The 23339-nt window shown below is 75.5% G+C and carries 19 protein-coding genes; 10 read left to right on the top strand and 9 right to left on the bottom strand.

Features of this window, described 5'->3' with window-relative positions; translation table 11 throughout:
- Nucleotides 1–194 precede the first annotated feature (194 nt).
- The 6 genes from recC (at nucleotide 195) to LEP48_RS01625 (ending at nucleotide 11728) form a co-directional block, all read left to right on the top strand.
- Nucleotides 195–3692, top strand: coding sequence for an exodeoxyribonuclease V subunit gamma (recC, locus tag LEP48_RS01650; protein ID WP_225563773.1), 3498 nt, complete (start codon nucleotides 195–197; stop codon nucleotides 3690–3692).
- A complete protein-coding gene (locus tag LEP48_RS01645) occupies nucleotides 3689–7189 on the top strand; it encodes a UvrD-helicase domain-containing protein (protein ID WP_225563772.1) in 3501 nt (1166 codons plus the stop codon). The genes recC and LEP48_RS01645 overlap by 4 nt, the downstream gene beginning before the upstream one ends.
- Entirely contained in the window at nucleotides 7186–9174 is a 1989-nt protein-coding gene (gene recD / locus LEP48_RS01640; RefSeq protein ID WP_225563771.1) for an exodeoxyribonuclease V subunit alpha, read from the top strand. The genes LEP48_RS01645 and recD overlap by 4 nt, the downstream gene beginning before the upstream one ends.
- 52 nt (nucleotides 9175–9226) lie before the next feature.
- Nucleotides 9227–10354 (top strand): LLM class flavin-dependent oxidoreductase, encoded by a 1128-nt coding sequence (locus LEP48_RS01635; protein WP_225563770.1) that lies wholly within the window; start codon nucleotides 9227–9229, stop codon nucleotides 10352–10354.
- Between the two features lie 113 nt (nucleotides 10355–10467).
- Nucleotides 10468–11286: an MBL fold metallo-hydrolase gene (locus LEP48_RS01630; protein ID WP_225563769.1), complete on the top strand. Its 819-nt coding sequence runs from the start codon at nucleotides 10468–10470 to the stop codon at nucleotides 11284–11286.
- Between the two features lie 58 nt (nucleotides 11287–11344).
- Entirely contained in the window at nucleotides 11345–11728 is a 384-nt protein-coding gene (locus tag LEP48_RS01625) for a GNAT family N-acetyltransferase (protein WP_225564095.1), read from the top strand.
- 8 nt (nucleotides 11729–11736) lie between these two features.
- On the opposite strand, the gene LEP48_RS01620 is transcribed toward LEP48_RS01625, so the two are convergent.
- Genes LEP48_RS01620 through purS form a run of 3 tightly spaced genes read right to left on the bottom strand, consistent with a single transcriptional unit; the run spans nucleotide 11737 to nucleotide 13263 of the window.
- A complete protein-coding gene (locus tag LEP48_RS01620; protein ID WP_225563768.1) occupies nucleotides 11737–12273 on the bottom strand; it encodes a GNAT family N-acetyltransferase in 537 nt (178 codons plus the stop codon).
- A gap of 10 nt (nucleotides 12274–12283) precedes the next feature.
- The gene (purQ, locus tag LEP48_RS01615) at nucleotides 12284–13000 is read right to left on the bottom strand and encodes a phosphoribosylformylglycinamidine synthase subunit PurQ (RefSeq protein ID WP_225563767.1); all 717 of its coding nucleotides are present in this window, start codon (nucleotides 12998–13000) and stop codon (nucleotides 12284–12286) included.
- Nucleotides 13000–13263, bottom strand: coding sequence for a phosphoribosylformylglycinamidine synthase subunit PurS (gene purS, locus LEP48_RS01610; RefSeq protein WP_225563766.1), 264 nt, complete (start codon nucleotides 13261–13263; stop codon nucleotides 13000–13002). Before purS ends, purQ begins: the two co-directional genes overlap by 1 nt.
- A 256-nt stretch (nucleotides 13264–13519) precedes the next feature.
- On the opposite strand from purS, the gene LEP48_RS01605 reads away from it, so the two are divergent.
- Nucleotides 13520–14497 (top strand): DUF4190 domain-containing protein, encoded by a 978-nt coding sequence (locus tag LEP48_RS01605; protein ID WP_225563765.1) that lies wholly within the window; start codon nucleotides 13520–13522, stop codon nucleotides 14495–14497.
- A 24-nt stretch (nucleotides 14498–14521) separates the two neighbouring features.
- On the opposite strand, the gene LEP48_RS01600 is transcribed toward LEP48_RS01605, so the two are convergent.
- Nucleotides 14522–15454, bottom strand: coding sequence for a phosphoribosylaminoimidazolesuccinocarboxamide synthase (locus LEP48_RS01600; RefSeq protein WP_225563764.1), 933 nt, complete (start codon nucleotides 15452–15454; stop codon nucleotides 14522–14524).
- Between the two features lie 164 nt (nucleotides 15455–15618).
- Nucleotides 15619–16914, bottom strand: a complete 1296-nt coding sequence (gene purD / locus LEP48_RS01595) for a phosphoribosylamine--glycine ligase (RefSeq protein ID WP_225563763.1) — start codon at nucleotides 16912–16914, stop codon at nucleotides 15619–15621.
- 60 nt (nucleotides 16915–16974) lie between these two features.
- On the opposite strand from purD, the gene LEP48_RS01590 reads away from it, so the two are divergent.
- On the top strand, nucleotides 16975–17346 hold the full coding sequence (locus LEP48_RS01590; protein ID WP_225563762.1) for a nuclear transport factor 2 family protein: 372 nt from the start codon (nucleotides 16975–16977) through the stop codon (nucleotides 17344–17346).
- Between the two features lie 9 nt (nucleotides 17347–17355).
- Here the strand turns inward: LEP48_RS01590 and LEP48_RS01585 are convergent, their stop codons facing one another.
- The 3 genes from LEP48_RS01585 to LEP48_RS01575 all read right to left on the bottom strand — a co-directional run bounded on the left by LEP48_RS01585 (nucleotide 17356) and on the right by LEP48_RS01575 (nucleotide 19863).
- Nucleotides 17356–18072, bottom strand: coding sequence for a transporter substrate-binding domain-containing protein (locus LEP48_RS01585; RefSeq protein WP_225563761.1), 717 nt, complete (start codon nucleotides 18070–18072; stop codon nucleotides 17356–17358).
- The gene (locus LEP48_RS01580) at nucleotides 18069–19364 is read right to left on the bottom strand and encodes an adenylosuccinate synthase (RefSeq protein ID WP_225563760.1); all 1296 of its coding nucleotides are present in this window, start codon (nucleotides 19362–19364) and stop codon (nucleotides 18069–18071) included. Before LEP48_RS01580 ends, LEP48_RS01585 begins: the two co-directional genes overlap by 4 nt.
- Nucleotides 19365–19491: 127 nt before the next feature.
- Nucleotides 19492–19863, bottom strand: coding sequence for an STAS domain-containing protein (locus LEP48_RS01575; protein ID WP_225563759.1), 372 nt, complete (start codon nucleotides 19861–19863; stop codon nucleotides 19492–19494).
- Between the two features lie 63 nt (nucleotides 19864–19926).
- On the opposite strand from LEP48_RS01575, the gene LEP48_RS01570 reads away from it, so the two are divergent.
- Nucleotides 19927–20406 carry a DUF3151 domain-containing protein gene (locus LEP48_RS01570; protein ID WP_225563758.1) on the top strand — a complete coding sequence of 160 codons (480 nt, stop codon included), beginning with the start codon at nucleotides 19927–19929 and terminating at the stop codon, nucleotides 20404–20406.
- 93 nt (nucleotides 20407–20499) lie between these two features.
- Here the strand turns inward: LEP48_RS01570 and LEP48_RS01565 are convergent, their stop codons facing one another.
- Nucleotides 20500–22665, bottom strand: a complete 2166-nt coding sequence (locus tag LEP48_RS01565) for an ATP-binding SpoIIE family protein phosphatase (protein ID WP_308009942.1) — start codon at nucleotides 22663–22665, stop codon at nucleotides 20500–20502.
- Nucleotides 22666–22802: 137 nt separating this feature from the next.
- On the opposite strand from LEP48_RS01565, the gene LEP48_RS01560 reads away from it, so the two are divergent.
- Nucleotides 22803–23237, top strand: coding sequence for an STAS domain-containing protein (locus LEP48_RS01560; protein WP_308009941.1), 435 nt, complete (start codon nucleotides 22803–22805; stop codon nucleotides 23235–23237).
- Nucleotides 23238–23339: the final 102 nt, after the last annotated feature.

Raw genomic sequence — 23339 nt, 5'->3', positions numbered from 1 at the left:
TCCTCTGTCCGGCGGCGCCGGTCCGCGCCGCACCACCAGGCTCTCCGTCCCAGCCGGTGCGGGTCTTGGGCCGCAGGACGGAACCTGCGTTGCGACCTGCGGCGGAGGTCGGGCCCGCCCTCGGGGTACTGCCGAACCTGCGGTTCCCCTGTGGTGAGGGCCCGATGTCGGCGGGGACCCGTAGCCTGGCCGACGTGCTGCACATCCACCGGTCCGAGCGCGCGGACGCGCTCGTCGCCCCGCTCGCGGACGTGCTCGCCGACCCGCCGGACGACCCGTTCACCCCGGACGTCGTGGCCGTGCCCACGCGCGGGATCGAACGATGGCTGGCGCAGCGGCTGTCGCACAGGCTGGGAACCGCCGCGGAGCCCGGCGCCGGCGACGGCGTGTGCGCCAACGTGGACTTCGGCTCGCCGTCGCGGCTGGTCGCAGCCGCCGTGACGGCGGTGACCGGCGTCGATCGCGACGACGACCCGTGGCGGCGCTCGCGGCTCGTGTGGCCGGTGCTCGAGACGATCGACGCGTCGCTCGACGAGCCGTGGGCGGCGCCGCTGGCGCGGTACGTCGGCGAGGCGGACGACGGCGTGCGCCGGTCCCGCCGGGTCGCCCTGGCCCAGCGCGTCGCGGAGCTGTTCGCCGCGTACGCGCAGCAGCGCCCGGCCCTCCTCACCGGGTGGCTCGACCCCGGTACCGAGGCGGCCGTGCCCGCCGACCTCGCCTGGCAGCCCGCCCTGTGGCGGCTGGTCCGCGCGCGGGTCGACGCCCCCGGTCCGGCGGAGGTGCTCGCCGACGCCGTCGAGACGATCACGCGAGACCCCGGCACGGTCGACCTGCCCGCCCGGCTGTCGGTGTTCGGCCCGACGCGGCTGCCCCAGGACCAGCTCGACGTGCTGCGCGCCCTCGCCCACCACCGCGACGTGCACCTGTGGCTGCCGCACCCGTCCCCCGCGCTGTGGGACGCGGTCGCCGCCTGGTCCGGGCCGGGTGCGCCCCCGCGGGGCCCGCGTCGCGACGACCTGCCGGTGCTCGCCCGACACCCGCTGCTCGCCTCGACCGCGCGCGACGCCGTCGAGCTGCAGCTGCGGCTCGTGGACGACGACGTCGTCGTCGTCCACCACGCGGCGCCGGCGCCCCCGGCCACGCTGCTCGGGCGGCTGCAGACGGCGCTGCGCACGGACGACCCGGACCTGCCCGCGACCGACCTCGAGCCCGCCGACCGCAGCGTCCAGGTGCACGCCTGCCACGGGCGTGCGCGCCAGGTCGAGGTGCTGCGCGAGGTGCTCACCGGGATGTTCGCCGCGGACCCGACGCTCCAGCCGCGCGACGTCGTCGTCCTGTGCCCCGACGTCGAGGCGTTCGCGCCGCTGATCACCGCGACCTTCGGGGCCGCGCCCGACGGCGTCCCGGTGCACCCCGGCCAGCACCTGCGCGTGAGCCTCGCCGACCGGGGGGCCGGCGTCGTCAACCCCGTGCTCGGCGTGCTCGCCACGCTCCTGCGGCTGGCCGACGGCCGCGTCACCGCGTCGGAGGTGCTCGACCTCGCCGCGAGCGAGCCCGTGCGGCGCCGGTTCCGGCTGTCCGACGACGACCTGGACCGCTGGCGCGACTGGGCGGTCGAGGTCGGCGTGCGGTGGGGCGAGGACGGCGCGCGACGTGCCCGGTTCGGCATCGACCCGCGGGTGCGCCAGGGCACGTGGGACGCGGCGCTGGACCGCGTGCTGCTCGGCGTCGCGATGGCGGAGGAGGACTCGCGGTACGTGGGTCCCGCGCTCCCGCTGGACGACGTCGGCTCCACGGACGTCGAGGTCGCGGGACGGTTCGCGGAGCTGGTCGCGCGGCTCACGCGGCTGCTCTCCGACCTGGACGGGTCACACGCCCTGACGCACTGGCTCGACGTCCTGGACCGCGCCGTGACCTGGCTGACCGACCCTGCCCCCGACGACGCCTGGCAGACGGTGCAGGCCCGCCGCGTCCTGGGCGACGTGCGAGCGGCGGGCTCCGGCGGCGTCCATGACGACGGGCCGGCGAGCGACGCCCTGGCCGGTGCGTCGCTGCGCCTGGAGGACGTGCGCGCGCTGCTCGCGGACCGCCTGGCCGGGCGGCCCACCCGGGCGGGGTTCCGTACCGGCGCGCTCACCGTGTGCTCGCTCGAGCCGATGCGCGCGGTGCCGCACCGGGTGGTCTGCCTGCTCGGCATGCAGGACGGCGCGTTCCCCCGCTCGGCCACGCCGGACGGCGACGACCTCCTGGCCCGCGACGCCCGCCTGGGCGAGCGCGACCGCCGCAGCGAGGACCGGCAGATCTTCCTCGACGCGCTGACGGCGGCACACGAGCGCCTCGTCGTGCTGCACTCGGGGGCCGACGAGCGCACGGGCGCGGTCCGGCCGCCGGCCGTCCCGGTCGCCGAGCTGCTGGACGCCGTCGACCGGGTCGGCCGCACGGCGGACGGCAGGCCGGCTCGGGAGCAGGTCGTCGTGCGGCACCCGCTGCAGGTGGTCGGGGAGCGCAACTTCGTCCCGGGCAGCCTGGGCACGCCGGGGCCGTTCAGCTTCGACGCGGCAGCGCACCGGGGCGCCCTCGCCGGACGGGCGGAGCGCACCACGCCCGGGCTGCTGGTCACCGCACCGCTCGACGTCTCCCTCCGTGGCGGCGGCGGCACGGGCCATGGCACCGCGGGCCACGGGAGCGGCGGCGAGGGCAGCGACGCCGCCGGGGCGCCGGAGGTGGACCTCGACGAGCTCGTGCGGCTGCTCGAGCACCCCGCGCGCTGGTTCGTGCGCACCACGCTCGGCGTCACCCTGACCGGCGAGTCCGACGAGGTCACCGACCGGCTCCCGCTGACCATGGCGCCCCTGGCCGCCTGGGGGGCCGGCGACCGGATCCTCGCCGCGCTGCTCGACGGCACGGACCCCGACCGCGCGTTCCAGGCCGAGTGGCGCCGCGGGCAGGCACCGCCGCGCAAGCTCGGGTTCGCCGCGCTGCGCGACGTCGTCCAGCGGGTCCAGCCCGTGCGCGCGACGGCGCAGCAGGCGGTCTCCGTGGGCGAGGCCCGCGTCGTCGACGTCGCGGCCGCCCTGCCGTCGGGCGTGCTGGTCACCGGGACCGTGCCGGGCGTCCACGGCCGCCGCGTGGTCCGCGCCGAGTACTCGAGGCTGGGGCCCAAGCACCGGCTGCGGGCGTGGGTGCAGGTCCTGGCGCTGGCCGCGTCGGAGCAGGACCCGGCCGGCGGCCGCGCGGGAGCGGACGACGACCTGCCGGCGTGGCACGCCGTCACCGTCGGCCGGGCCCCGGCCCGCGGGCCGCGCGCGGCGTGGAGCAAGATCGACGCGCCGTCGCCGGCCGACGCGCGCCGTCTGCTCGACGACCTGGTCGCGCTGCGCGCCGTCGCCGCGCGGGCCCCGCTGCCCCTGCCGCCCGAGGCCTCGCACGCGTACGCCGTCTCCCGCGGGAGCGGCACCGGCGACCCCGCACAGGCACTGAGCGAGGCCCGGTACACGTGGAACGGCGGCTTCGAGAAGTCCGACCCGTACCACCTGCTGTGCTGGGGCGAGGGCGTGGCGCTCGACACGATCGCCGGCACGCCGGACGACGACGACCGCCGCACCTTCGGCGACGAGCCCACCCGGCTGGGCGCGCTCGCCCGCCGGGTCTGGGACCCGCTGCTGGCGCACGAGCAGAAGGGCACGTCGTGACGACGCCGACCACCGGCACCCCCGCCGGACCCCCCGCCGACGCCGACCGCCCGGTCTTCGACGTCTGCGGCCCGCTGCCCACCGGCACCACCGTGCTCGAGGCGAGCGCGGGCACGGGCAAGACGTTCACCATCGCCGCACTGGCCACCCGGTACGTCGCGGAGGGCGTCGCGGAGCTGCGCGAGCTCATGCTCGTGACGTTCGGCCGCGCCGCGACGTCCGAGCTGCGCGACCGGGTCCGCGAGCGTCTCGTCAGCGCCGAGCGCGCGCTGCGCGGCCCCGACCCGGCGGACAGCGACGACCCGGTGGTGGCGCTGCTCGCGGACGTGGACGACGCCGAGCTGGACCGCCGTCGGGCTCGGCTCTCGGCCGCGCTCTCCCAGCTCGACGCGGCGACCATCACCACCACGCACGGCTTCTGCCAGCAGATGCTCGCCACGCTCGGCATCGCCGCCGACGTCGACCCGGCCGCGACGTTCGTGGCCGACGTCGCCGACCTGGCCCGCGAGGTCTCGGACGACCTGTACGTGCGGCGCTTCTCCGACGAGGCCTCCCCCGCACTGACCCCCACGATGGCGGCGGACCTCGGCCGGGCCGCCGTCAGCGACCATCAGGCCCTGATCGAGCCGGCCCCACGCGACGGCGAGCCGCCCGCCACCCTGGGCACGCTGCGCCGGGCGGTCGCCGCCGAGACGCGCGACGAGACCCTGCGGCGCAAGCGCGCCCAGCACCTCATGGACTACGACGACCTGCTGGTCATGCTGCGCGACGCCCTGGTCGACCGCGTGCACGGCCCGACGGCGGCCGAACGGGTCCGCTCGCGCTACCGCGTGGTCATGGTCGACGAGTTCCAGGACACCGACCCCGTGCAGTGGGAGATCCTGCGCACGGCGTTCCACGCGCACCGCACGCTGGTGCTCATCGGCGACCCGAAGCAGGCCATCTACGCCTTCCGCGGGGCCGACGTGGTCGCCTACCTCGACGCCCAGCGCGACGCGACCGACGTCGCGACGCTCGGCACGAGCTGGCGCAGCGACGGTCCGCTGCTGCGCGCCCTGGACACCGTGCTCGGCGGCGCGGCACTGGGGGACGAGCGGATCGTGGTGCGCCCCGTCTCGGCGGCGCACCCGGGTTCCCGGTTCGACGGCGGGCCGCCGCTGCGGCTGCGGCAGGTCGGACGCCGGGCCCTCGGTATCTCGCCGGGCGAGACACCGCCCGTGGGCCCGCCCCGGCAGCTCGTCGCGCAGGACGTGGCCGCCGACATCGCGGGACGGCTCGGCCGGGACCGGCTGGACGAGGGAGGGGCCTGGCGGCCGGTCGAGCCCCGCGACGTCGCCGTCCTGACGCGGACCAACGCCCAGGCAGAAGCGGTGCGGCAGGCGCTCGTGGACCGTGGGGTGCCCGCCGTCGTCTCCGGCCTCTCGAGCGTGTTCGGCACCCAGTCCGCGCGCGACTGGCTGACGCTGCTCGCGGCGCTCGAGCAGCCGGGCGCGCACGGGCGTGCCGCGGCCCTCGCGCTGACACCGTTCGTCGGCTGGGGACCCGAGAAGCTGGCGACCACCGACGACGCGGCGCACGACGAGCTGGCCGACACCGTGCGGCGCTGGTCACGCCTGCTGGACACCCGCGGCGTGGCGGCGCTGCAGGAGACCGTGACGCGCGACGGGCTCGCCGAGCGGCTGCTGCCCACCCTCAGCGGAGAACGTCGTCTCACCGACCTGCGGCACGTGGGCGAGGTGCTCCACCTCGTCGCCGTGACGGAAGGCCTGGGCGCCTCGGCCCTCACCGCCTGGCTCCGCCGCCGTATCGGCGAGGCCGGGGACGACTACGACGAGGAGCGCAGCCGCCGCCTCGAGACGGACGCCGCCGCGGTGCAGGTGGTCACCGTGCACGCGAGCAAGGGCCTGGAGTTCGGCGTCGTGTACGTGCCGTTCGCGTGGGACCGGTTCGAGCAGCGGCAGCCCGAGGTGCTGCGGTTCCACGCCGGCGACGGACAGCGGATCCTGCACGTCGGCGGGCCGGGGTCGTTCGGGTACGACGCCGCGCTCGAACGGCACCGGGCGGAGGACCGCGGGGAGGACCTGCGCCTGCTGTACGTGGCGATGACCCGAGCCCGCCACCAGGTGGTGGCGCACTGGGCGCCGTCGAAGGCGAACACCGCCAAGGCCGCGCTGACCCGCGTGCTGCTCGGCGAGCGGACGCTCGGCGGAGAGCCGGCGCCGCACGCGTCGCAGCAGGCCATGCGGGACGACGCCGTGCGCGCCGCGCTCGGGGCGCTGGCCGACCGCTCCGACGGGACGATCGTCGCCGAGGAGGTCCCCGCCGACCCGCCGGCAGAGCGGTGGCGGCCCGCCGCGCAGGAGCTGCCCGACCTGGCGGTCGCGCGGCAGGCGCGGGTTCCCGACCAGACCTGGCGGCGCGCGTCGTACACCGCGCTCACCGCCGCGGCCCACACCCCGTACGGGGGCGGCACGACGCTCGCCCCCGCCGCCCCGCCTGCCACCGGCGCCGGCGGGGTCGGGTCCGAGCCCGAGGGTGCCCACCTCGACGACGAGCCCGCCGGGGACGGGGCCGCCCCGCTCCCCGTCGCGCCGAGGGGCAGCGCCCCGGAACGGGCGCCCGGCGCCGACCTCCCGTCGCCGATGTCCGGCCTGCCCGCGGGCACGGGCTTCGGCACGCTGGTGCACGAGGTCCTCGAGTACGTCGACACCGCCGCACCGGACCTGGACGCCGAGCTGCTCGCCCGGTGCGCGGCCGCCGCGACGACCCGCGTGCCAGGCACGGACCCGGCCGAGCTCGCCGCGGCCCTCGGCGTCGTGGCCCGCACGCCGCTCGGCCCGCTCGCCGCGGGCCGCACCCTCGCCGACGTGACGCCGGCGGACCGGCTCGCCGAGCTGGAGTTCGAGCTGCCGCTGGCCGGCGGTGACGGCGAGGTCGTGACCGCAGGTGGCGACGGCGGCGCCACGCTCGCTGACGTCGCCGAGCTCCTGGGCCGGTACCTGGCCGACGACGACGCGTTCGCGGGCTACCCGGCGGCCCTCGCGGAGCTGGCCGCGGCGGACCTCACCGCGCGCCCGCTGCGCGGCTACCTGACCGGGTCGATCGACGTCGTCCTGCGCGTGCCCGGCACGGACGACGCGGCCCCGCGGTACCTCGTCGTGGACTACAAGACGAACCGGCTCGGCGTGCCCGACACCCCGCTCACGGCGCACGACTACCGCCCCGAGGCCACCGTGGACGCGATGCTCCACGCGCACTACCCGCTGCAGCTCGTGCTGTACCTCGTGGCGCTGCACCGCTACCTGCGCTGGCGGCAGCCCGGGTACGACCCCGACACGCACCTGGGCGGCGGGCTCTACCTGTTCGTGCGCGGCATGTGCGGGCCCGGCACGCCGACCGGGCCGGACGGCGCGCCGTTCGGCGTCGTGTCCTGGACGCCGCCGTCGGGACTCGTGCCGGCGCTCTCCGCCCTGCTGGACAGGAAGGACGTGCCATGACCACCTCGACCCCCTCGACCGTCGGGACGGCGCACGCCGACGGCCGCGCCCGCACGGGGGGCGACGACGGCGACGTGCGCGTGGCGTCCGGCGCGCTCGGCCTGCTGCGCGAGTTCAACGCGGCGGGTGTCGTCGCCGCGACCGACGTGCACGTCGCGACCCGGCTCGGCAGGCTCACCGGCGAGGACGACGCCACCGTCCTGCTGGCCGTGGCCCTCGCCGTGCGGGCGCTGCGCGGCGGCTCGGTCTGCGTGCGGCTCGACGACCCCGTCGAGCTCGCCGCGCTGGCGCTCCCGGAGGACGCCGATCGCGTCGAGCTCCCCGACGTGCCCGAGGGCACGCCCGGCCCAGCAGCCGCCGGCCCGCCGCCGTGGCCGGCGGCGCAGGACTGGTTCCGGGCGATCGAGGCCAGCCCGCTGGTCGCGACCGGCACGGGCGAGCCCGCGGACCGCCCCGCCCGCTGGGTCGGCGGGCGCCTGTACCTGGACCGCTACTGGCGCGACGAGCTCACCGTGCGCCGCCTGGTCGACGCGCGCCTGCGCGCCGCACCCTTCGAGGTCGACGCGGAGAGCCTGGACGCCGCCCTCGCGCGCCTCTTCGGCTCGGCCGCGGACGTCCGCCAGCGGCTCGCGGCCGAGCATGCCGCCGGGCGGCGGCTCACCGTCCTCACCGGCGGCCCGGGCACCGGCAAGACGACGACCGTGGCACGGCTGCTCGCCGTCCTGCAGGACGTGGCGGGCCAAGGTTCCGGCCACGACGGGCACGGGCTGCGCGTGGCGCTCGCCGCACCGACCGGCAAGGCCGCCGCCCGCCTGCAGGAGGCGGTGCGCGACGTCGTGGGCACCCTGGACCCCGACGACCGGGCACGCACCGGCCTGCCCGCGGCCACGACGGTGCACCGGCTGCTCGGCTACCGCAGCGCCACGCGGTTCCGCCACGACGCCGGCCACCACCTGCCGCACGACGTCGTGGTGGTGGACGAGACGTCGATGGTGCCGCTGTCGCTCATGGCACGGTTGCTGGAGGCGCTGCGGCCCGAGGCGCGGCTCGTGCTGGTGGGCGACCCGGACCAGCTCGCGTCCGTCGAGGCCGGGGCCGTGCTCGGCGACCTGGTCGCCCGCCCGCCGGTCGCGCCCGCCCCCGAGCGCCTGCACGTGACGCAGGCCGGGCTGGAGCCCGGCGAGGCCGCCGGCCTGGGCAACGGCGTCGTCCGGCTCGTGACCGTGCACCGGCAGGAGGAGAGCTCCGCGATCCTGCCGCTCGCCGCCGCCATCCGCGACGGCGACGCGGACGCCGCCCTCGAGGTGCTGCGCGCCGGCAGGGGCGGCGTCGAGCTCGTGGAGGCCGACACCGAGCACCTCGACGAGCAGTCCGTGCAGGCGCTGCGGGCCGACGCGACGAAGGCGGGTCGCGCCCTGGTGGAGGCCGCGCGCGCCGGGGACGCCGCCGCGGCGCTCCTGGCGCTGTCGCAGCACCGCGTGATGGTGGCGCACCGGCGCGGCCCCGTGGGCGTGGCCCGCTGGGCCGCCCAGGTCGAGGCCTGGGTGGAAGAGGCCACCGGCAGACCCGGCAGCCCGGGCGCAGCCACCGGGTGGGTGGTGGGCCGCCCGCTGCTGGTCACCGCGAACGACGCCGAGGTGGGCCTGTACAACGGCGACACCGGCATCCTGGTGGCCGACGGCGACGGCGTGGTGGCGGCGTTCGGGGACTCGCGCGCCCCGTTGCGGGTGCGCACCCACCGTCTGCCCCCGGTCGAGACCGTGCACGCCATGACCGTGCACCGTGCGCAGGGCAGCCAGTTCCGCCGGGTGTCGCTGATCCTGCCCCCGGAACGGTCGCCCCTGCTCACCCGCGAGCTGCTGTACACGGCGGTGACCCGCGCCCAGGAGCACGTGCGCGTGGTGGCCGGCGCGGACGCCGTCCGGGCCGCCGTCGCGCACCCCGTCCGGCGTGCGAGCGGCCTGCGCGAACCCCTCCCGCAGTGACTTCCCGCCGGTCGAGGAATAGGCCCACCGCCCGGGAGGGTTGCCCTGCACGATGAACACCGACGGATCCGCCTCGCAGCCCACCTCGCCCACCGCTCCAGCAGCCACGACGGGAATCCCCACCGGAGCCACCGGGGCCACGACCCCGCGCCTGTCGGTGCTGGACCTGGTCCCGGTCCGCACCGGCCAGTCGAGCGCGCAGGCGCTGGCATCGTCCCTCGCGCTGGCGCGCCGCGCCGACGAGCTGGGGTTCGAGCGCTACTGGTTCGCCGAGCACCACAACATGGCCGCGGTGGCGGCGTCGACGCCGCCGGTGATGATCGCCGCGGCGGCCGCGGTCACCGAGCGCATCCGGGTGGGCTCGGGCGGCGTGATGCTGCCCAACCATGCGCCGCTGGTGGTCGCCGAGCAGTTCGCCGCCCTCGAGGCGCTGGCCCCGGGCCGGATCGACCTGGGCATCGGGCGGGCACCCGGCTCGGACCCGGTGGTGACCGCGCTGCTGCGCGCCTCCGGCCCGACGTCGGACGTCGAGCGGTTCCCCCAGCACGTGCGCGACATCCTCGCCCTCATGCGTCCCGAGGGCGCGGCGCTGCGCCTCGGCGACGGCAACGTCTACGACGTGCACGCCACCCCGGCCGCGGACGCCGCACCCACCGTCTGGCTGCTCGGGTCGAGCGACTACTCCGCCCGGCTGGCCGCCGAGCTGGGGCTGCCCTACGTGTTCGCGAACCACTTCTCGGGCGCGGGGATCGAGCAGGTGCTGGCCCTCTACCGCGACGGGTACCGGCCCAGCGAGGCGCACCCCGAGCCCCGCACGTTCCTCACCGTGAACGCCGTCGTCGCGCCCACCGCCGTCGAGGCGTACGAGCGTGCCCTGCCCCAGCTCCGCTCCATGGCGAGGCTGCGCACGGGCAAGCCGATGGGCCGCGCGGAGACCGTGGAGGCGGCGGCCGCCGAGCCGCTCGACGCGATGGGCGAGCAGATCGTCGCCGACATGCGGGCCCGCTGGATCATCGGCGAGCCGCACCAGGCGGCGGCCCAGATCCGCGACCTGGCCGCGCGGCACGGCGCCGACGAGGTCATGGTCGTGCCGGTCGCCGGCACCTACGACGCGGAGCCCCTCGACGCCACGCCGGGCCGCGTGCAGACCCTCGAGCTGCTGGCCGACGCCCTCGCCTGAGCTCCGCCGCCCACCGCGGGGCCGCCGCTTCCACCCGCCGGGACGACGTCGAGGCGGTCCCGGCGGGTGGTGACCGCCCCGGGTCGTTCTCGGCGGCGCGAGCATCTGCCACGATGAGGCTCGTGCAGCTCACGCCGTCCGTCACCATGGTCCGCGCCGACAACCCCGGCCCGATGACGCTCGACGGCACGCGCTCGTACGTGCTGCGCGCGCCGGGCTCGCGGGAGACCGTCGTCGTCGACCCCGGCCCGGACGACGAGGCTCACCTGGGCGCCCTCGCCGCCGCGGGGGCGGTGGCGCTCGTGCTGATCACGCACCGGCACGCCGACCACACGGCCGGCTCCCAGCGGCTCCACGAGCTCACCGCCGCCCCTGTCCGGGCGCTGGACCCGGCACACTGCCTGGCCGGCGGCCTGCCCCTGCACGACGGCGAGACGATCGAGGTGGCGGGCGTCCGCGTCGAGGTGCTGGCCACCCCCGGCCACACGGCGGACTCGGTCTGCTTCGTCGTCTCGGCGCCCGGTGAGCCTCCGGCCGTCCTCACGGGCGACACCGTGCTGGGCCGCGGCACGACCGTCATTGCCGAGCCCGACGGTTCGCTGACGGACTACCTGGCCAGCCTCGATCTCCTGGAGTCACGAGGCGACGGCGTCCTGGGGCTGCCGGCGCACGGACCCGAGATCGAGGACCTGGCCGTGCTCGTCCGGGCCTACCGCGCCCACCGCCTGGAGCGGCTGGCGCAGGTCCGGGCCGCGACCGTGGCGCTGGACCTCCCGTCCGGGGTGACGCTCACCGACGACCTCGTGGACCGCGTCGCCGACGTCGTCTACGCCGACGTCGATCCCTCGGTGCGCGGTGCCGCCCGGCAGAGCGTCCGGGCCCAGCTGGAGCACCTCGCGCGCGCCGGCGGCGGTGTCACAGGCTCGATATAGCGTGACCGCAGGCCCTCGCACCGATGCGGGGCTACCGATGCAGCGGGAGGCCGTCAGCATGGACTGGAAGATCGAGCTCATCTTCGTGCCCGTCACCGACGTGGACCGGTCCAAGGAGTTCTACGAACGCATCGGCTTCCACGCCGATCACGACCGCCGGGTCGACGACGGGCTGCGGTTCGTCCAGATGACCCCACCGGGCTCGGCGTGCTCGATCGCGTTCGGCACGGGCCTGGGCAGCGGCCTCACGCCCGGCCAGCAGGACACGATCCAGGTGGTGGTCCCGGACGCGGACGAGGCCCTGGCGGGCCTGCGCGGCGCCGACGTCGACGCCCAGGGCGTCGAGGACCTCCCGTGGGGCCGGTTCGTCACGTTCGACGACCCGGACGGCAACACCTGGACGCTGCAGCAGCTCCCGGCGTGGTCAGGGGCCGGGAGCTGACGCACCCGTCAGAGGCGCTTGCCGTAGCAGCGCTGCTGCTCCTCGTGCACGTGGTCGCCGTACTTCTCGATCGACTGGTAGCCGATCGCCTCGTACAGGGCGATCGCCTCGGGCTGCGCGGTGCCGGTCTCCAGCACGAACCGGCGGAAGCCCACCCGGCGCGCGGACCGCTCCAGCTCCGCCATGAGCAGCCTGGCGATCCCTGAGCCGCGGTGCCCCGGGGCGACGTAGAGCCGCTTGACCTCACCCGTCGCGGCGCCGTGCGCGGTGCCGCGACCGCGGTTGTCGTCACGGCCCGAGACGTCCCGCACCGCACCCGTGCCCACGGGAATGCCGTCGACGCGCGCCACAAGGACCACGACGACGGCTGCGGGGTCGATCGCCGGTGCGTCGTCCGGTCCGCCGTACCGCGAGTTCATCTCGTCCTCCTGCGCGGTGCGCAGGGCCACGGCGTCCGGATGGTCCCAGTCGACGTCGTGGATCTCGACGTCCCGCCGGACAGGATCGGCGCCCAGGCCTGCGGGCGCGCTCGCCATCGTGCTCATGTCTGCTTCCTCAGGCGTGGACGAGGGACGCCAGCACCGACGTGAAGAACGCCAGCCCGTCGGTGCCGCCGCGGGGCCCGGTCGCGTCCGCCGGCCCGAATCCCGCCTCCACCGCGTGCTCCGGGTGGGGCATGAGGCCGACCACGTTGCCGCGCTCGTTGCTGATGCCCGCGATGTCGCGTCGCGACCCGTTCGGGTTCCAGCCGGAGTAGCGGAAGACGACCCGGCCCGAGCCCTCGAGCTCGTCGAGCGTGCGCTCGTCGGCGACGAACTGGCCGTCCTGGTTCTTCAGCGGGATGGTGATCTGCTGGCCGGGTGCGTACAGGTTGGTCCACGCGGTGGCGGCGTTCTCGACCGTGAGCACCTGCTCGCGGCAGACGAAGTGCAGGTGGTCGTTCTTGACCATCGACCCGGAGAGCAGGTGGGCCTCGGTGAGCACCTGGAAGCCGTTGCAGATGCCGAGCACCGGCATCCCGCCGTTCGCTGCGTCCACGACGGCGTCCATCGCGGGCGCGAAACGCGAGATCGCCCCCGCGCGCAGGTAGTCGCCGTAGGAGAACCCGCCGGGGAGCACGACGGCGTCGACGCCCTGCAGGTCGCCGTCGGCGTGCCACAGCGAGACGGCCTCGCCACCGGCGAGGCGCACGGCACGGGCCGCGTCGCGGTCGTCGAGCGTGCCGGGGAACGTCAGGACGCCGATCCGAGCCGACGCCAGGGTGGCCGACATCAGGCCACGCTCTCGACGGCGGCGTCCGCGACCCGCACGACGTCCTCGATGATCGGGTTCGACAGGAGCATCTCGGCGGCCTGCTGCGCGGCGACCAGGACCTCGGGCGTGACGTCGCCGTCCACCTCGAGCTCGAAACGCTTGCCCTGGCGCACGCCGGTGAACTGCGTGAAGCCGAGGCGGGGCAGCGCCCCGACGACGGCCTTGCCCTGGGGGTCCAGGATCTCGGGCTTGGGCATGACCTCGACGACGACGCGTCCCACGGGTGCTCCTTGAATCGTGACCGGGCGGTCAGGGCGGCCGCCGCTCCGGGATCCCGACACGGTCCACGTCGAGGCGCGGGCGTGGCGGGCGGGAGCACGGCGGCGGGATTCCGCGACGAGTCTACCCGGCACGCCGGTCGCACCCCGACGCCGTCCGTCACCGACCCGGAAGTCGGTTCCGACGTGCGGAGGGATACGGATACTCTCAGCCGCGACGGGCCGATCGCCGGCCCCACCGACAGACGTAGAGGACCCGATGCCCGAGCCCACGACGCCGGCCGACACCACCCCGGACACCACCCCGGAGGTTGCCCCGGACACCACCACCCGCGAGACCGTCCAGGACGCCACGCCGCAGGATGTCGCCGACGTCCCGCCGGTGGACGCGGAGCCCGCTGCGACGGCCGACGGCGCTCCCGCGGACGAGCCCGTTCCCGCCGCCGAGGACGCCCGCGTGGACAGCCCGGCTGCAACGGCCGGCGACGCCCCCGCCGACGAGGAGCCCTCGCCGGAGGTCCCGGCACCGGCGGGAGCGGAGACAGCCCCCGCCCTCCCCGGCGCTCCGGTGCCCCCGGCGGGGTTCGGGCCTCCGGCCGGTGTCGTGCCGCCTGCTCCCCGCCCCGCCGGCACGGACGGTGTCGCGATCGCGGCCCTCGTCACCGGCATCCTGTGGATGGGCGTGATCGCCATCGGCCTCGGCATCGCCGGCCTGGTGCGCACCCGCCGCTCGGGTCGCGGCGGCAGGGGACTCGCCATCGCCGGCATCGTGCTCGGATCCGTCGGTGTCGTCGGGTGGTTCGCGCTGATCGGACTCGCCGTCGCCGCATGGAACTCGGACGACTTCCGGGAGGGGTTCCAGTCCGGGTGGGAAGGTGCGCAGGCGGACGCCGGCCTCGTGCTCGAGGTGGGCAGCTGCATCCAGCTTCCCGCCGACCTCGCGGACGTCACGAACCTCGTGCACGTCGACTGTGCCTCACCGCACTCGGCCGAGGTCGTCGGAGCGCGCGAGCTGACCGCGGACGTGTACCCGGGCGAGACCGAGGTGCTGACCACGGCGGACGAGTTCTGCTTCGACGTCGCGTCGGGCTACGTCTCTCCGGACGTCGACACCTCGAACCTCGACGTCGGCTACCTGTACCCGACGTCCGTCTCGTGGCAGCTCGGGGACCGGAGCATCGACTGCTGGGTGCAGACGATGGACGGCACGCCGCTGACCGGAAGCGTCGCCCAGTAGCTCACGCAGCGCCGGCCCGCGCCCTCAGTACAGCGGCGTGCCCGTGAGGCGTTCGTACGCCTCGAGGTAGCGGTCCCGCGTGCGCTGCACGACGGCGTCGGGCAGGGCGGGGGGCGGCGTGTCCGACGCCCGGTCCCAGCCGGAGGCCGGCGACGTGAGCCAGTCGCGGACGTCCTGCTTGTCGAAGCTCGGCTGCGAGCGGCCCGGCGACCACAGGTCGGCCGGCCAGAAGCGCGACGAGTCGGGCGTGAGGACCTCGTCACCGAGCAGGATCGCACCGGTGGCCGGGTCGACGCCGAACTCCAGCTTCGTGTCCGCGAGGATGATGCCGCGCTCGCGCGCGATCTGCTCGGCCCGCGCGTAGACCGTCAGGGTGAGGTCGCGCAGCCGCCCCGCGGCCTCGTCCCCGATCCGGCGCGCCACCTCGGCGAACGGGACGTTCTCGTCGTGCTCGCCCACCTCGGCCTTCGTGGCCGGGGTGAAGATCGGCTCGGGCAGCCGCGACCCGTCGACGAGGCCCGCGGGCAGCGGGATGCCGGTGACCTGGCCGTTCTCCCGGTACTCCGCCAGGCCGGAGCCGGTGAGGTAGCCGCGGGCCACGCACTCGACCGGGAACATCTGCAGGCGGCGGCAGATCATGGCGCGGCCCAGGACGGCGTCCGGCACCAGGCCGTCACCCGGCTCCGCGCTGGCCGCGGTGGACACGACGTGGTTGTCCACGACGTCGCGCAGCTGGTCGAACCACCACAGGCTGAGCTGGGTGAGCACCGCGCCCTTGTCCGGGATGCCCGGGTCGAGGACGTGGTCGTGCGCGGAGATGCGGTCCGACGCCACGACGAGCACGACGTCGCCGAGCGGGTGCACCCCGCCTAGCGCCGGCAGGTCCGGCTCGTAGAGGTCGCGCACCTTGCCGGAGTAGACGTGCCGCCAGCCCGGCAGCTCGAGGGTGTCAGTCACGGGCACATCCTTCCAGACGTCCGTGCCGCGCTGCTCACCGCCAGATCGACGAGATCGGCATCGCCCAGGTGCGCTCACCGAGCAGGCAGCGAGCTCCCCTTGGTGGAACCAGGACGCCTGCGCTGCGCGCTACTCCCGTTTCCACACCGCCCCTCAGCCCGGTTTCACACACCTGCAGGGGGAACGGTGACCTCGCCGCGCTCGGCCTTCAGCGCGATGTCGCTGCGGTGGTGCGACCCGTCCAGGCCGATCAGCGCGACGCCCCGGTACGCCGCCGCCCGCGCGGCCGCGAGGTCGGCCCCCCGCGCCACGACGGACAGCACGCGCCCGCCGGCGGAGCGGAGCCCGCCGTCGTCGGACCGCGCCGTGCCCGCGTGCAGCACGTGGACGCCGTCGAGCGCCTGCGCGGCCTCGATCCCCGTGATCGCGTCGCCCTTGCGAGGCGCCTCGGGGTAGCCCGCCGAGGCGACGACGACGTTCACCACGGCGTCGTCGGACCAGCGCAGCGGCTCGATGGCGTCGAGGCGGCCGGTGGCGGCGGCGAGCAGCACGCCCGACAGCGGGGTGCGCAGGCGCGCGAGCACGGTCTGGATCTCGGGGTCGCCGAAGCGGGCGTTGAACTCGACCACGCGGGTGCCGCGGGAGGTGAGCGCCAGCCCCACGTACAGCACGCCGGAGAACGGGGTGCCGCGGCGCGCCATCTCGTCCACGGTGGGCTGCGCGATGCGGTCGACCACCTCGGCCACGAGGCCGGACGGCGCCCAGTCCAGCGGGGTGTACGCGCCCATGCCGCCGGTGTTCGGGCCGGCGTCGTCGTCGCCCACGCGCTTGAAGTCCTGGGCCGGCACCATCGGCACCACGGTCGCCCCGTCGCACAGGCAAAAGAGCGACACCTCAGGCCCGTCGAGGTATTCCTCGACCACGACCTGTCCCTCGTCGCCGCGCGCCGCCAACGCCTCGCGGGCGTGCTCGAGCGCCACCTCGCGGTCCGACGTCACGACGACGCCCTTGCCAGCGGCGAGACCGTCGTCCTTGACGACGTACGGTGCGCCGAAGGCGTCCAGCGCCTCGGCGACCTGCTCGACGGTCGTGCACACGTGCGCCATCGCGGTCGGCACGTTCGCCGCGGCCATGACGTCCTTGGCGAAGGCCTTGGAGCCCTCGAGGCGCGCTGCCTCCGCCGAGGGTCCGAAGACGGGCAGCCCGGCCTCGCGGACGGCGTCAGCCACCCCGGCGACCAGCGGCGCCTCGGGGCCCACGACCACGAGGTCGACCCCGAGCGAGCGCGCGAGGGCGGCGACGGCGCGGCCGTCGTTCGCGTCCACCGGGTGCAGCTCCGCCTGCGCCGCCATGCCCGGGTTGCCGGGGGCGGCGTGCAGCTCGTGGGCCGGTTCCTCGGACCCGAGGGCGTGGACGATGGCGTGCTCGCGGGCACCGTTCCCGACGACGAGGATCTTCACAGGCGCCCAGTGTAGGAGGCGCGGGGGCCGGGCGTCGGTGGCGACCACCATGCTGGCCCCATGACGACCGCCGCGCAGCTGCTCCGCACGTTCTCCGACCGCATCGACGCGCAGGACTGGGCCGGCCTCGCCGCCCTGCTCGCGCCAGACTTCCGCGCCCGCTACGTGCACACCGGCGAGGAGTTCGACCGGGACGGCTTCGTGGCGCTCAACCGCGACTACCCGGGCGCGTGGCGGTTCGAGCAGCAGGACGTCGTGGACGGGGGCGCCCGGGGCGCGCTGCGCGCCCGCGTGAGCGACGCGACGGGAGCGAGCGACGACGTCTACCATGTCGCGACGTTCGCCACGGCAGGACCGGACGGCCTGCTCCACGAGATCGTGGAAGTGTGGGCCGACGCGGTGGCCGAGCCCCCGTCGCAGGGCCGCTCCTGACCAGCGGGCCTAGCCGATCGTCGGGACGGTGGCGTCCTGGCCGGAGCGGCCGAGCGACGCCGCGACGAACCCGTCGGCCCGCAGCTCCTCGACGAGCGCCGCCAGCCAGGCGACGGCGGCCGGGTCCTGGTCGCGGGCCGTCGCCACCGCCTGCCGGATCTCGGTGAACCGCGGCTCGACGACGCGCAGCCCGTGGGCGTCCGCGTACCGGGTCAGCGGCTGCCGGATCCCGGCCGCGACGTCCAGGCCCTCGGCCTCGAAGACCTGCGTGCCGTCGATCCCGCGCACCACCTCCGCGCGGGTCAGCGTGCGCGTGAGGAACAGGTCGTACGCCGACCCCTCCTTGACGCCCACCCGCACGCCGGGCCGGTCGACGTCGTCCGCCACGCGCACCGGCGAGCCCGCGGGCACGGCGTACACGCCCTCGATGAGCGCGTACGGCTCCGTGAACGCGACCTGCGCGGCCCGAGCGGGCTCGACGGCGAGGAACCCGACGTCCGCACGCCCCTCGGCGACGGCCGCGAACGAGTGCCGCGCGGCGTCGACGCACGACAGCGCGGCGTCGACCCCGAGGCGGCGGGCGATCTCGTGCGCCAGGTCGACGGTCACTCCGGACGGCGTGCCGGCGGTGCCCTGCGCCAGCACGGGGTTGCCCAGGTTGATCACCGCGCGCAGCACCCCGGTGGGGGCGAGCGCGGCGACGACGGCGGCCGTCGGGCCGCTCATCCGCGGCCGTGGATGAGGTCGTGCACCCCGATGATCTCGTCGCGGCGGGGGCCGACGCCCACGGCCGAGATCCGGCAGCCCGACAGCTCCTCGAGCCGCGTGAGGTACGCCTGCGCGTTCGCGGGCAGGTCCTCGATGGTGCGCGCGCCGGAGATGTCCTCCCACCAGCCGGGCATCTCCTCGTAGATCGGCTTCGCGTGGTGGTACGCGGTCTGGTCGTCGGGCATCTCGTCGTAGCGGGTGCCGTCGACGTCGTACGCCACGCAGACCGGCACCTTCTCGATGCCGGTCAGCACGTCGAGCTTGGTGACCACGAGGTCGGTGAGGCCGTTGATGCGCGACGCGTACCGGGCGATGACGGAGTCGAACCAGCCGCAGCGGCGCGCGCGGCCGGTGGTGACGCCGTACTCCCCGCCGGTCTTGAGCAGGTACTCGCCCTGCGCGTCGAACAGCTCGGTGGGGAACGGTCCCTCGCCGACGCGCGTCGTGTACGCCTTGATGACGCCGATGACCGAGTCCACGCGGGTGGGGCCGATGCCGGAGCCGGTCACGGCCCCGCCGGCGGTCGCGCTCGACGACGTGACGAACGGGTAGGTGCCGTGGTCGACGTCGAGCATCGTGGCCTGGCCGGCCTCGAAGAGGACCGTCTTGTTCGCGTCCAGCGCCTGGTTGAGCACCAGCGGCGTGTTGGCCACCATAGGCTTGAGCCGCTCGGCGTGGGCCAGCAGCTCGTCCACCGTCTCGTTCACGTCGACGGCGCGGCGGTTGTAGACCTTCACCAGCAGGTGGTTCTTCTGGTCGAGGGAGCCCTCGACCTTCTCGGTGAGGATCTTCGGGTCGAAGAGGTCCGCGATCCGCAGGCCCACGCGGTTGATCTTGTCCGCGTAGGCGGGACCGATGCCGCGGCCGGTGGTGCCGATGCGGCGCTTGCCGAGGAACCGCTCCGTGACCTTGTCGAGGGTGCGGTGGTATCCGGCGATGACGTGCGCCTGCGACGAGACCAGCAGCCGGGACGTGTCGACGCCGCGCGAGTTCAGCGCGTCGAGCTCCTCGAAGAGGACGTCGATGTCGACGACCACGCCGTTGCCGATCACCGGGACCACGCCCGGCGAGAGGATGCCCGACGGCAGCAGGTGCAGGGCGTACTTCTCGTCGCCGATGACCACCGTGTGCCCCGCGTTGTTGCCGCCGTTGAACTTCACGACGTAGTCGACACGGGAGCCGAGGAGGTCGGTCGCCTTCCCCTTGCCCTCATCGCCCCACTGAGCACCGACGAGCACCACGGCTGGCATGGGATTCCCACTCTCCTCGAACTGTCGACACGGCCCGGCGAGACACCTGGCGGCAGCTGGTCTCCACGCCGGCGGTCGGGCCGGGCCCGAGTTTACCCGTCCATGACCTGGCGGCCAGCGGCGACGCTCAGGCGGGCGGGTGAGAGACCGGCCGGTGGGCCGACCCCGCGGCGGGCGTCGAGGACTCGCAGCGGTGGTCGCGGTCGATGCGGAACAGGTCGAGCGCCCCGCAGACCTCGAGCACGAACAGGTCCCGCTCGTCAGCGCCGCGCAGCACCGTGGCCCCGCCGCGCTTGCGCCCCGAGTCGGCCAGCGAGATGAGGAACGCCGCTCCGGTCGAGTCCATGAAGGTCACCCGGCACATGTCGATGACGAGGAGCTGGCGGCGCAGGCCGACCACGCGCGCCGCGATCTCCGGGAACTGGTCGCGTTCGGCCAGGTCGAGGTCACCGGCGATCACGAGCGTCGTCGTCGTCGAGGACGTCGCGATCTCGATCATGTGCCGAGAGTACCTGCGACCGGCCCGGAACGGCGGCTCGAACGACCGGGCCACAATGGGCGCATGACCTCTCACCCTCAGCGCGACCTTCTCGCCGGCCCGCCGCCCACGCTCCTGCCCGACGACCACCCGCAGGTGCGCGAGGGCCTCGAGACCGGCGAGGACCCGGCGCGGCTCGCCGCAGACCACCCGGCGTCGTGCCTCGCGTGGGCCGTGCTCGCCGAGCAGACGCTCGGCGACCCGGCCGCCGACGACGCAGCGGCCGACACACAGGGTCCCGGCACGGTCCGCGCCGTGACGGCGTACGCCTACGCCCGCACGGGCTACCACCGCGGGCTCGACGCCCTGCGGCGTGCCGGCTGGCGCGGCCAAGGGCCGGTCCCCGCCGACCACGAGCCCAACCAGGGCTTCCTGCGCGCGCTGCTCGCCCTGTCGCGGGCCGCTCACCTCATCGGCGAGGAGGAGGAGTCTGAGCGGTGCGCCCAGTTCCTGCGCGACTCCGGCACGTCTCCCGAGGAGGTTCGCGCCCTCGTCGCCGGCTGAGCCGAACCGGCCGAGCCGAACCGGCGGGCTGAGCCGGCCCGACCGGCTGAGCCGGCCCGACCGGCGGATCGACGTGCCCGGCGGACCGGCGGCTCAGGCGCCGGTCGGGCGCAGCTTGGCCCACACGAGCTTGCCCGACCCGGCGGGCCGCCAGCCCCAGTCCGCGAGCCGCTCGACGATCTGCATGCCGAACCCGCCCAGCCGGTTGGGGTGGCCGTCGGTGGTGACGGGCGGCGCCGGGTTGGAGTCCTCCACCTCGATGCGCAGCCCGTCGCCGGTGTCGAAGAGCCGCAGCGCGATGTTCCCCCAGCCGTGCAGCACGCCGTTCGCGACGAGCTCGGACACCACGAGCTCGGCGGAGGCGGACTCCGGCAGGCCCCAGGCCTGGCAGGTGCGCAGCACGGCGTGCCGCGCCCGGCCGATGGACGCGGGCTCGCTCGGCAGCAGCCAGCGCCGCGAGCGCGGGCTGAGCGGCTGCACCTCGGCGTCCACGACCGGGTCGGGGACGCGGACGACGACGAGCGCGACGTCGTCCTCGGGGGCGTCCGCGAGCCGGGAGAGCAGCTCCTCGCCCACGCCCGCGGCGTCGCGTGCGGTGATGCGCGCGGAGGTCTCGATGAGCGCGTCGAGCCCGACCTTGAGCGACCGGTCGCGCCGCTCGATGAGCCCGTCCGTGTAGAACAGCAGGACGTCGCCGCGGCGCAGCTCGGCCCGGGCGGTGGCTCGCGGCTTGGACCCGAACCCGATGAGTGACCCGCCGGCGTCGGCGAGCTGGGTGACCGTGCCGTCACGCAGCAGCAGCGGCGGCAGGTGACCCGCCCGCGTGTACTGGACGGCCCACACGTCGCCGTCCGGCTCGTGGCGCAGGGTGGCGTAGACCATGGATGCCGAGCGCGGGATCCGCATGCCGGTGACGAGCTGGTCCACCCGGTCGACGACGACGCCCGGGGTCGCGAGCTCGAACGCGTAGGACCGCACGACCGACCGCAGCTGGCCCATCGCGGCCGCCGCCTCGACGTCGTGCCCGACGACGTCGCCCACGACGAGGCCGACCGTGCCCTCGGTGATCTGCAGCACGTCGTACCAGTCCCCGCCCACCTGGGCGTGCTCCGCGTTCGGCGCGTAGTACGTCCAGACGTCGAGCCCGGGCACCTCGGCCTGCTCGGGCAGCATCGCCCGCTGCAGCGCCTCCGCGAGCCGGTGCTCGCGCGCGTACAGGCGGGCGTTGTCGATGGCGGTGCCCGCGCGCCGCGCCACGACCTCGATCACGGTGAACACGTGCTGCGGCTCGGCGGGGATCTCGTCGGGGTCGGGGCCCACCAGCCCGTCGACGGCGGTGCCCGCGCCGTGCCAGCTCGCCACCAGACCCAGCACCCGGCGCCGGCCCGCGACGCCGTGCACGACGACCGAGCGCGGGATCACGCCCGTCTCCTCGACGATCCTGCGCACCAGGTCGCGACGCAGCCAGCCGGACGCCGAGTGCGCGGGGAACCGACCGTCGAGCTCCAGCAGGACCGGGCCGTCGACGACGCCGTCGAGAAGGTCCTGGACCTGGTCGACGCTGGCGCGGACGCCCGCGGCGTCGTCGCCGAGCTGGTCTCCCTGGTGGGCGAGCACGGGTGACTCGGGCACGTAACGGGTGTGCCGCCTGCCCCGTCCGCTCGGCGGCGACGCGACGTCGACGCCGTCGGCGAACATCAGGCCGTCGTCGTTGAGGTAGAAGCCCGCCCAGGGGACCAGTGCGCGCAGCAGGTCGGCGATGTCCCGCAGGGCGTACGGGTACTCGAGGTCCCCGAGGAGCTCGGACGTCTGGGCGACGAGGTCGAGGTCGGCGCGCTCCCGCCGCTCGAACTCCAGGGACGCAAGCTGTGCGGCGTGACGCTGGACGTAGGTGGAGACGTCGGTGGCCGCCCCGAGCCACATCCGCACGGACCCGTCGCCGTCGGGGATCGGCGACATCGAGACGTGCCACCAGGTGGGCGCGCCGTTCGCCCGCTGCCCGCGGATCATCCGCTCGGTCGGCTTGCCGGCGCGCAGCGAGGCCTGCCCCGGCTCCCGGTCCGGGTCGTCCTCGACCAGGGTCAGGAGGGGGTGGATCCCTCGTCGGTTCATGTCGTCGGTGCTGATCCCGGTGGACTCGGTGAACGCGGGGTTGACCCACAGCACCGGCATCCCGTCGTCCCAGGAGCCCGTCACGAAGACCGGAAGTATCGCGTCGAGCAGCGCGGCCCCGAGCAGACCCTCGGAAACCGGGGGCACAGGACCGGATGATTCGGTCATAATGCCTCCGCTACCGTGGTTTCCCGTCCTGGTTGGTGTTCTTGCTGGTCATTCAACCGTAGATTGGTGTCCGCCGAGATACGAGGCGAGCGCCCCGGCGCGTGGAGAGGAGCATCGTGCACGACGGATCGACACCGACCTCGCGTGGCCCCCTGCCCACCGAGACGCCGGACGACGACGCCCCGCCCGAGCTGGGCGACCCCGCCAGCGTGCACGTCCTCGTCGGCACCTCCCGCGCGCGGGTGGTGCTCTCGGGGGAGATCGACGCCGACATCGGCCCCGAGCTGAGCGAGGCGATCAGCGACGCCGAGGACTCCGGCCTGCCTGTCGAGATCGACGCGCACCACGTGACGTTCATGGACTCCTCGGGCGTGGCGTTCCTCGCCCGGCTCGCGTCGCGCAGCTCCCACCGCGTCCGCGTGCTCCGCGCACCGCCGACCGTGCGCTTCCTGCTGGAGGTCACCCGCATCGGCGAGCTCCTCGACATCGTCGACGAGGATCCCGGCTTCGACCTCGACACGAGCACCGCGCCGAACGGCCACCACAACTGACGTCCGAGCACCACAGGGGCGGGGGGGGGGGGCCCCCCCCCCCCCCCCCCCCCCGCGGGGGGGGCCCCGGGGGCCCGGCGCGCACGGCCGCCCCGCGGCGCC

This window comes from Isoptericola luteus, assembly GCF_020297055.1.
Lineage (GTDB): Bacteria > Actinomycetota > Actinomycetes > Actinomycetales > Cellulomonadaceae > Isoptericola > Isoptericola luteus.
This window is presented reverse-complemented; position numbering and strand designations above follow the sequence as displayed.

Coding starts and splice junctions, on each gene's coding strand:
- LEP48_RS01620 (WP_225563768.1), bottom strand. CDS start 12,273: ATGAGCACGATGGCGAGCGCGCCCGCAGGCCTGGGCGCCGATCCTGTC.
- recD (WP_225563771.1), top strand. CDS start 7,186: ATGACCACCTCGACCCCCTCGACCGTCGGGACGGCGCACGCCGACGGC.
- LEP48_RS01635 (WP_225563770.1), top strand. CDS start 9,227: ATGAACACCGACGGATCCGCCTCGCAGCCCACCTCGCCCACCGCTCCA.
- LEP48_RS01630 (WP_225563769.1), top strand. CDS start 10,468: ATGAGGCTCGTGCAGCTCACGCCGTCCGTCACCATGGTCCGCGCCGAC.
- LEP48_RS01590 (WP_225563762.1), top strand. CDS start 16,975: ATGACGACCGCCGCGCAGCTGCTCCGCACGTTCTCCGACCGCATCGAC.
- LEP48_RS01605 (WP_225563765.1), top strand. CDS start 13,520: ATGCCCGAGCCCACGACGCCGGCCGACACCACCCCGGACACCACCCCG.
- purQ (WP_225563767.1), bottom strand. CDS start 13,000: ATGTCGGCCACCCTGGCGTCGGCTCGGATCGGCGTCCTGACGTTCCCC.
- LEP48_RS01625 (WP_225564095.1), top strand. CDS start 11,345: ATGGACTGGAAGATCGAGCTCATCTTCGTGCCCGTCACCGACGTGGAC.
- LEP48_RS01580 (WP_225563760.1), bottom strand. CDS start 19,364: ATGCCAGCCGTGGTGCTCGTCGGTGCTCAGTGGGGCGATGAGGGCAAG.
- LEP48_RS01585 (WP_225563761.1), bottom strand. CDS start 18,072: ATGAGCGGCCCGACGGCCGCCGTCGTCGCCGCGCTCGCCCCCACCGGG.
- LEP48_RS01575 (WP_225563759.1), bottom strand. CDS start 19,863: ATGATCGAGATCGCGACGTCCTCGACGACGACGACGCTCGTGATCGCC.
- LEP48_RS01570 (WP_225563758.1), top strand. CDS start 19,927: ATGACCTCTCACCCTCAGCGCGACCTTCTCGCCGGCCCGCCGCCCACG.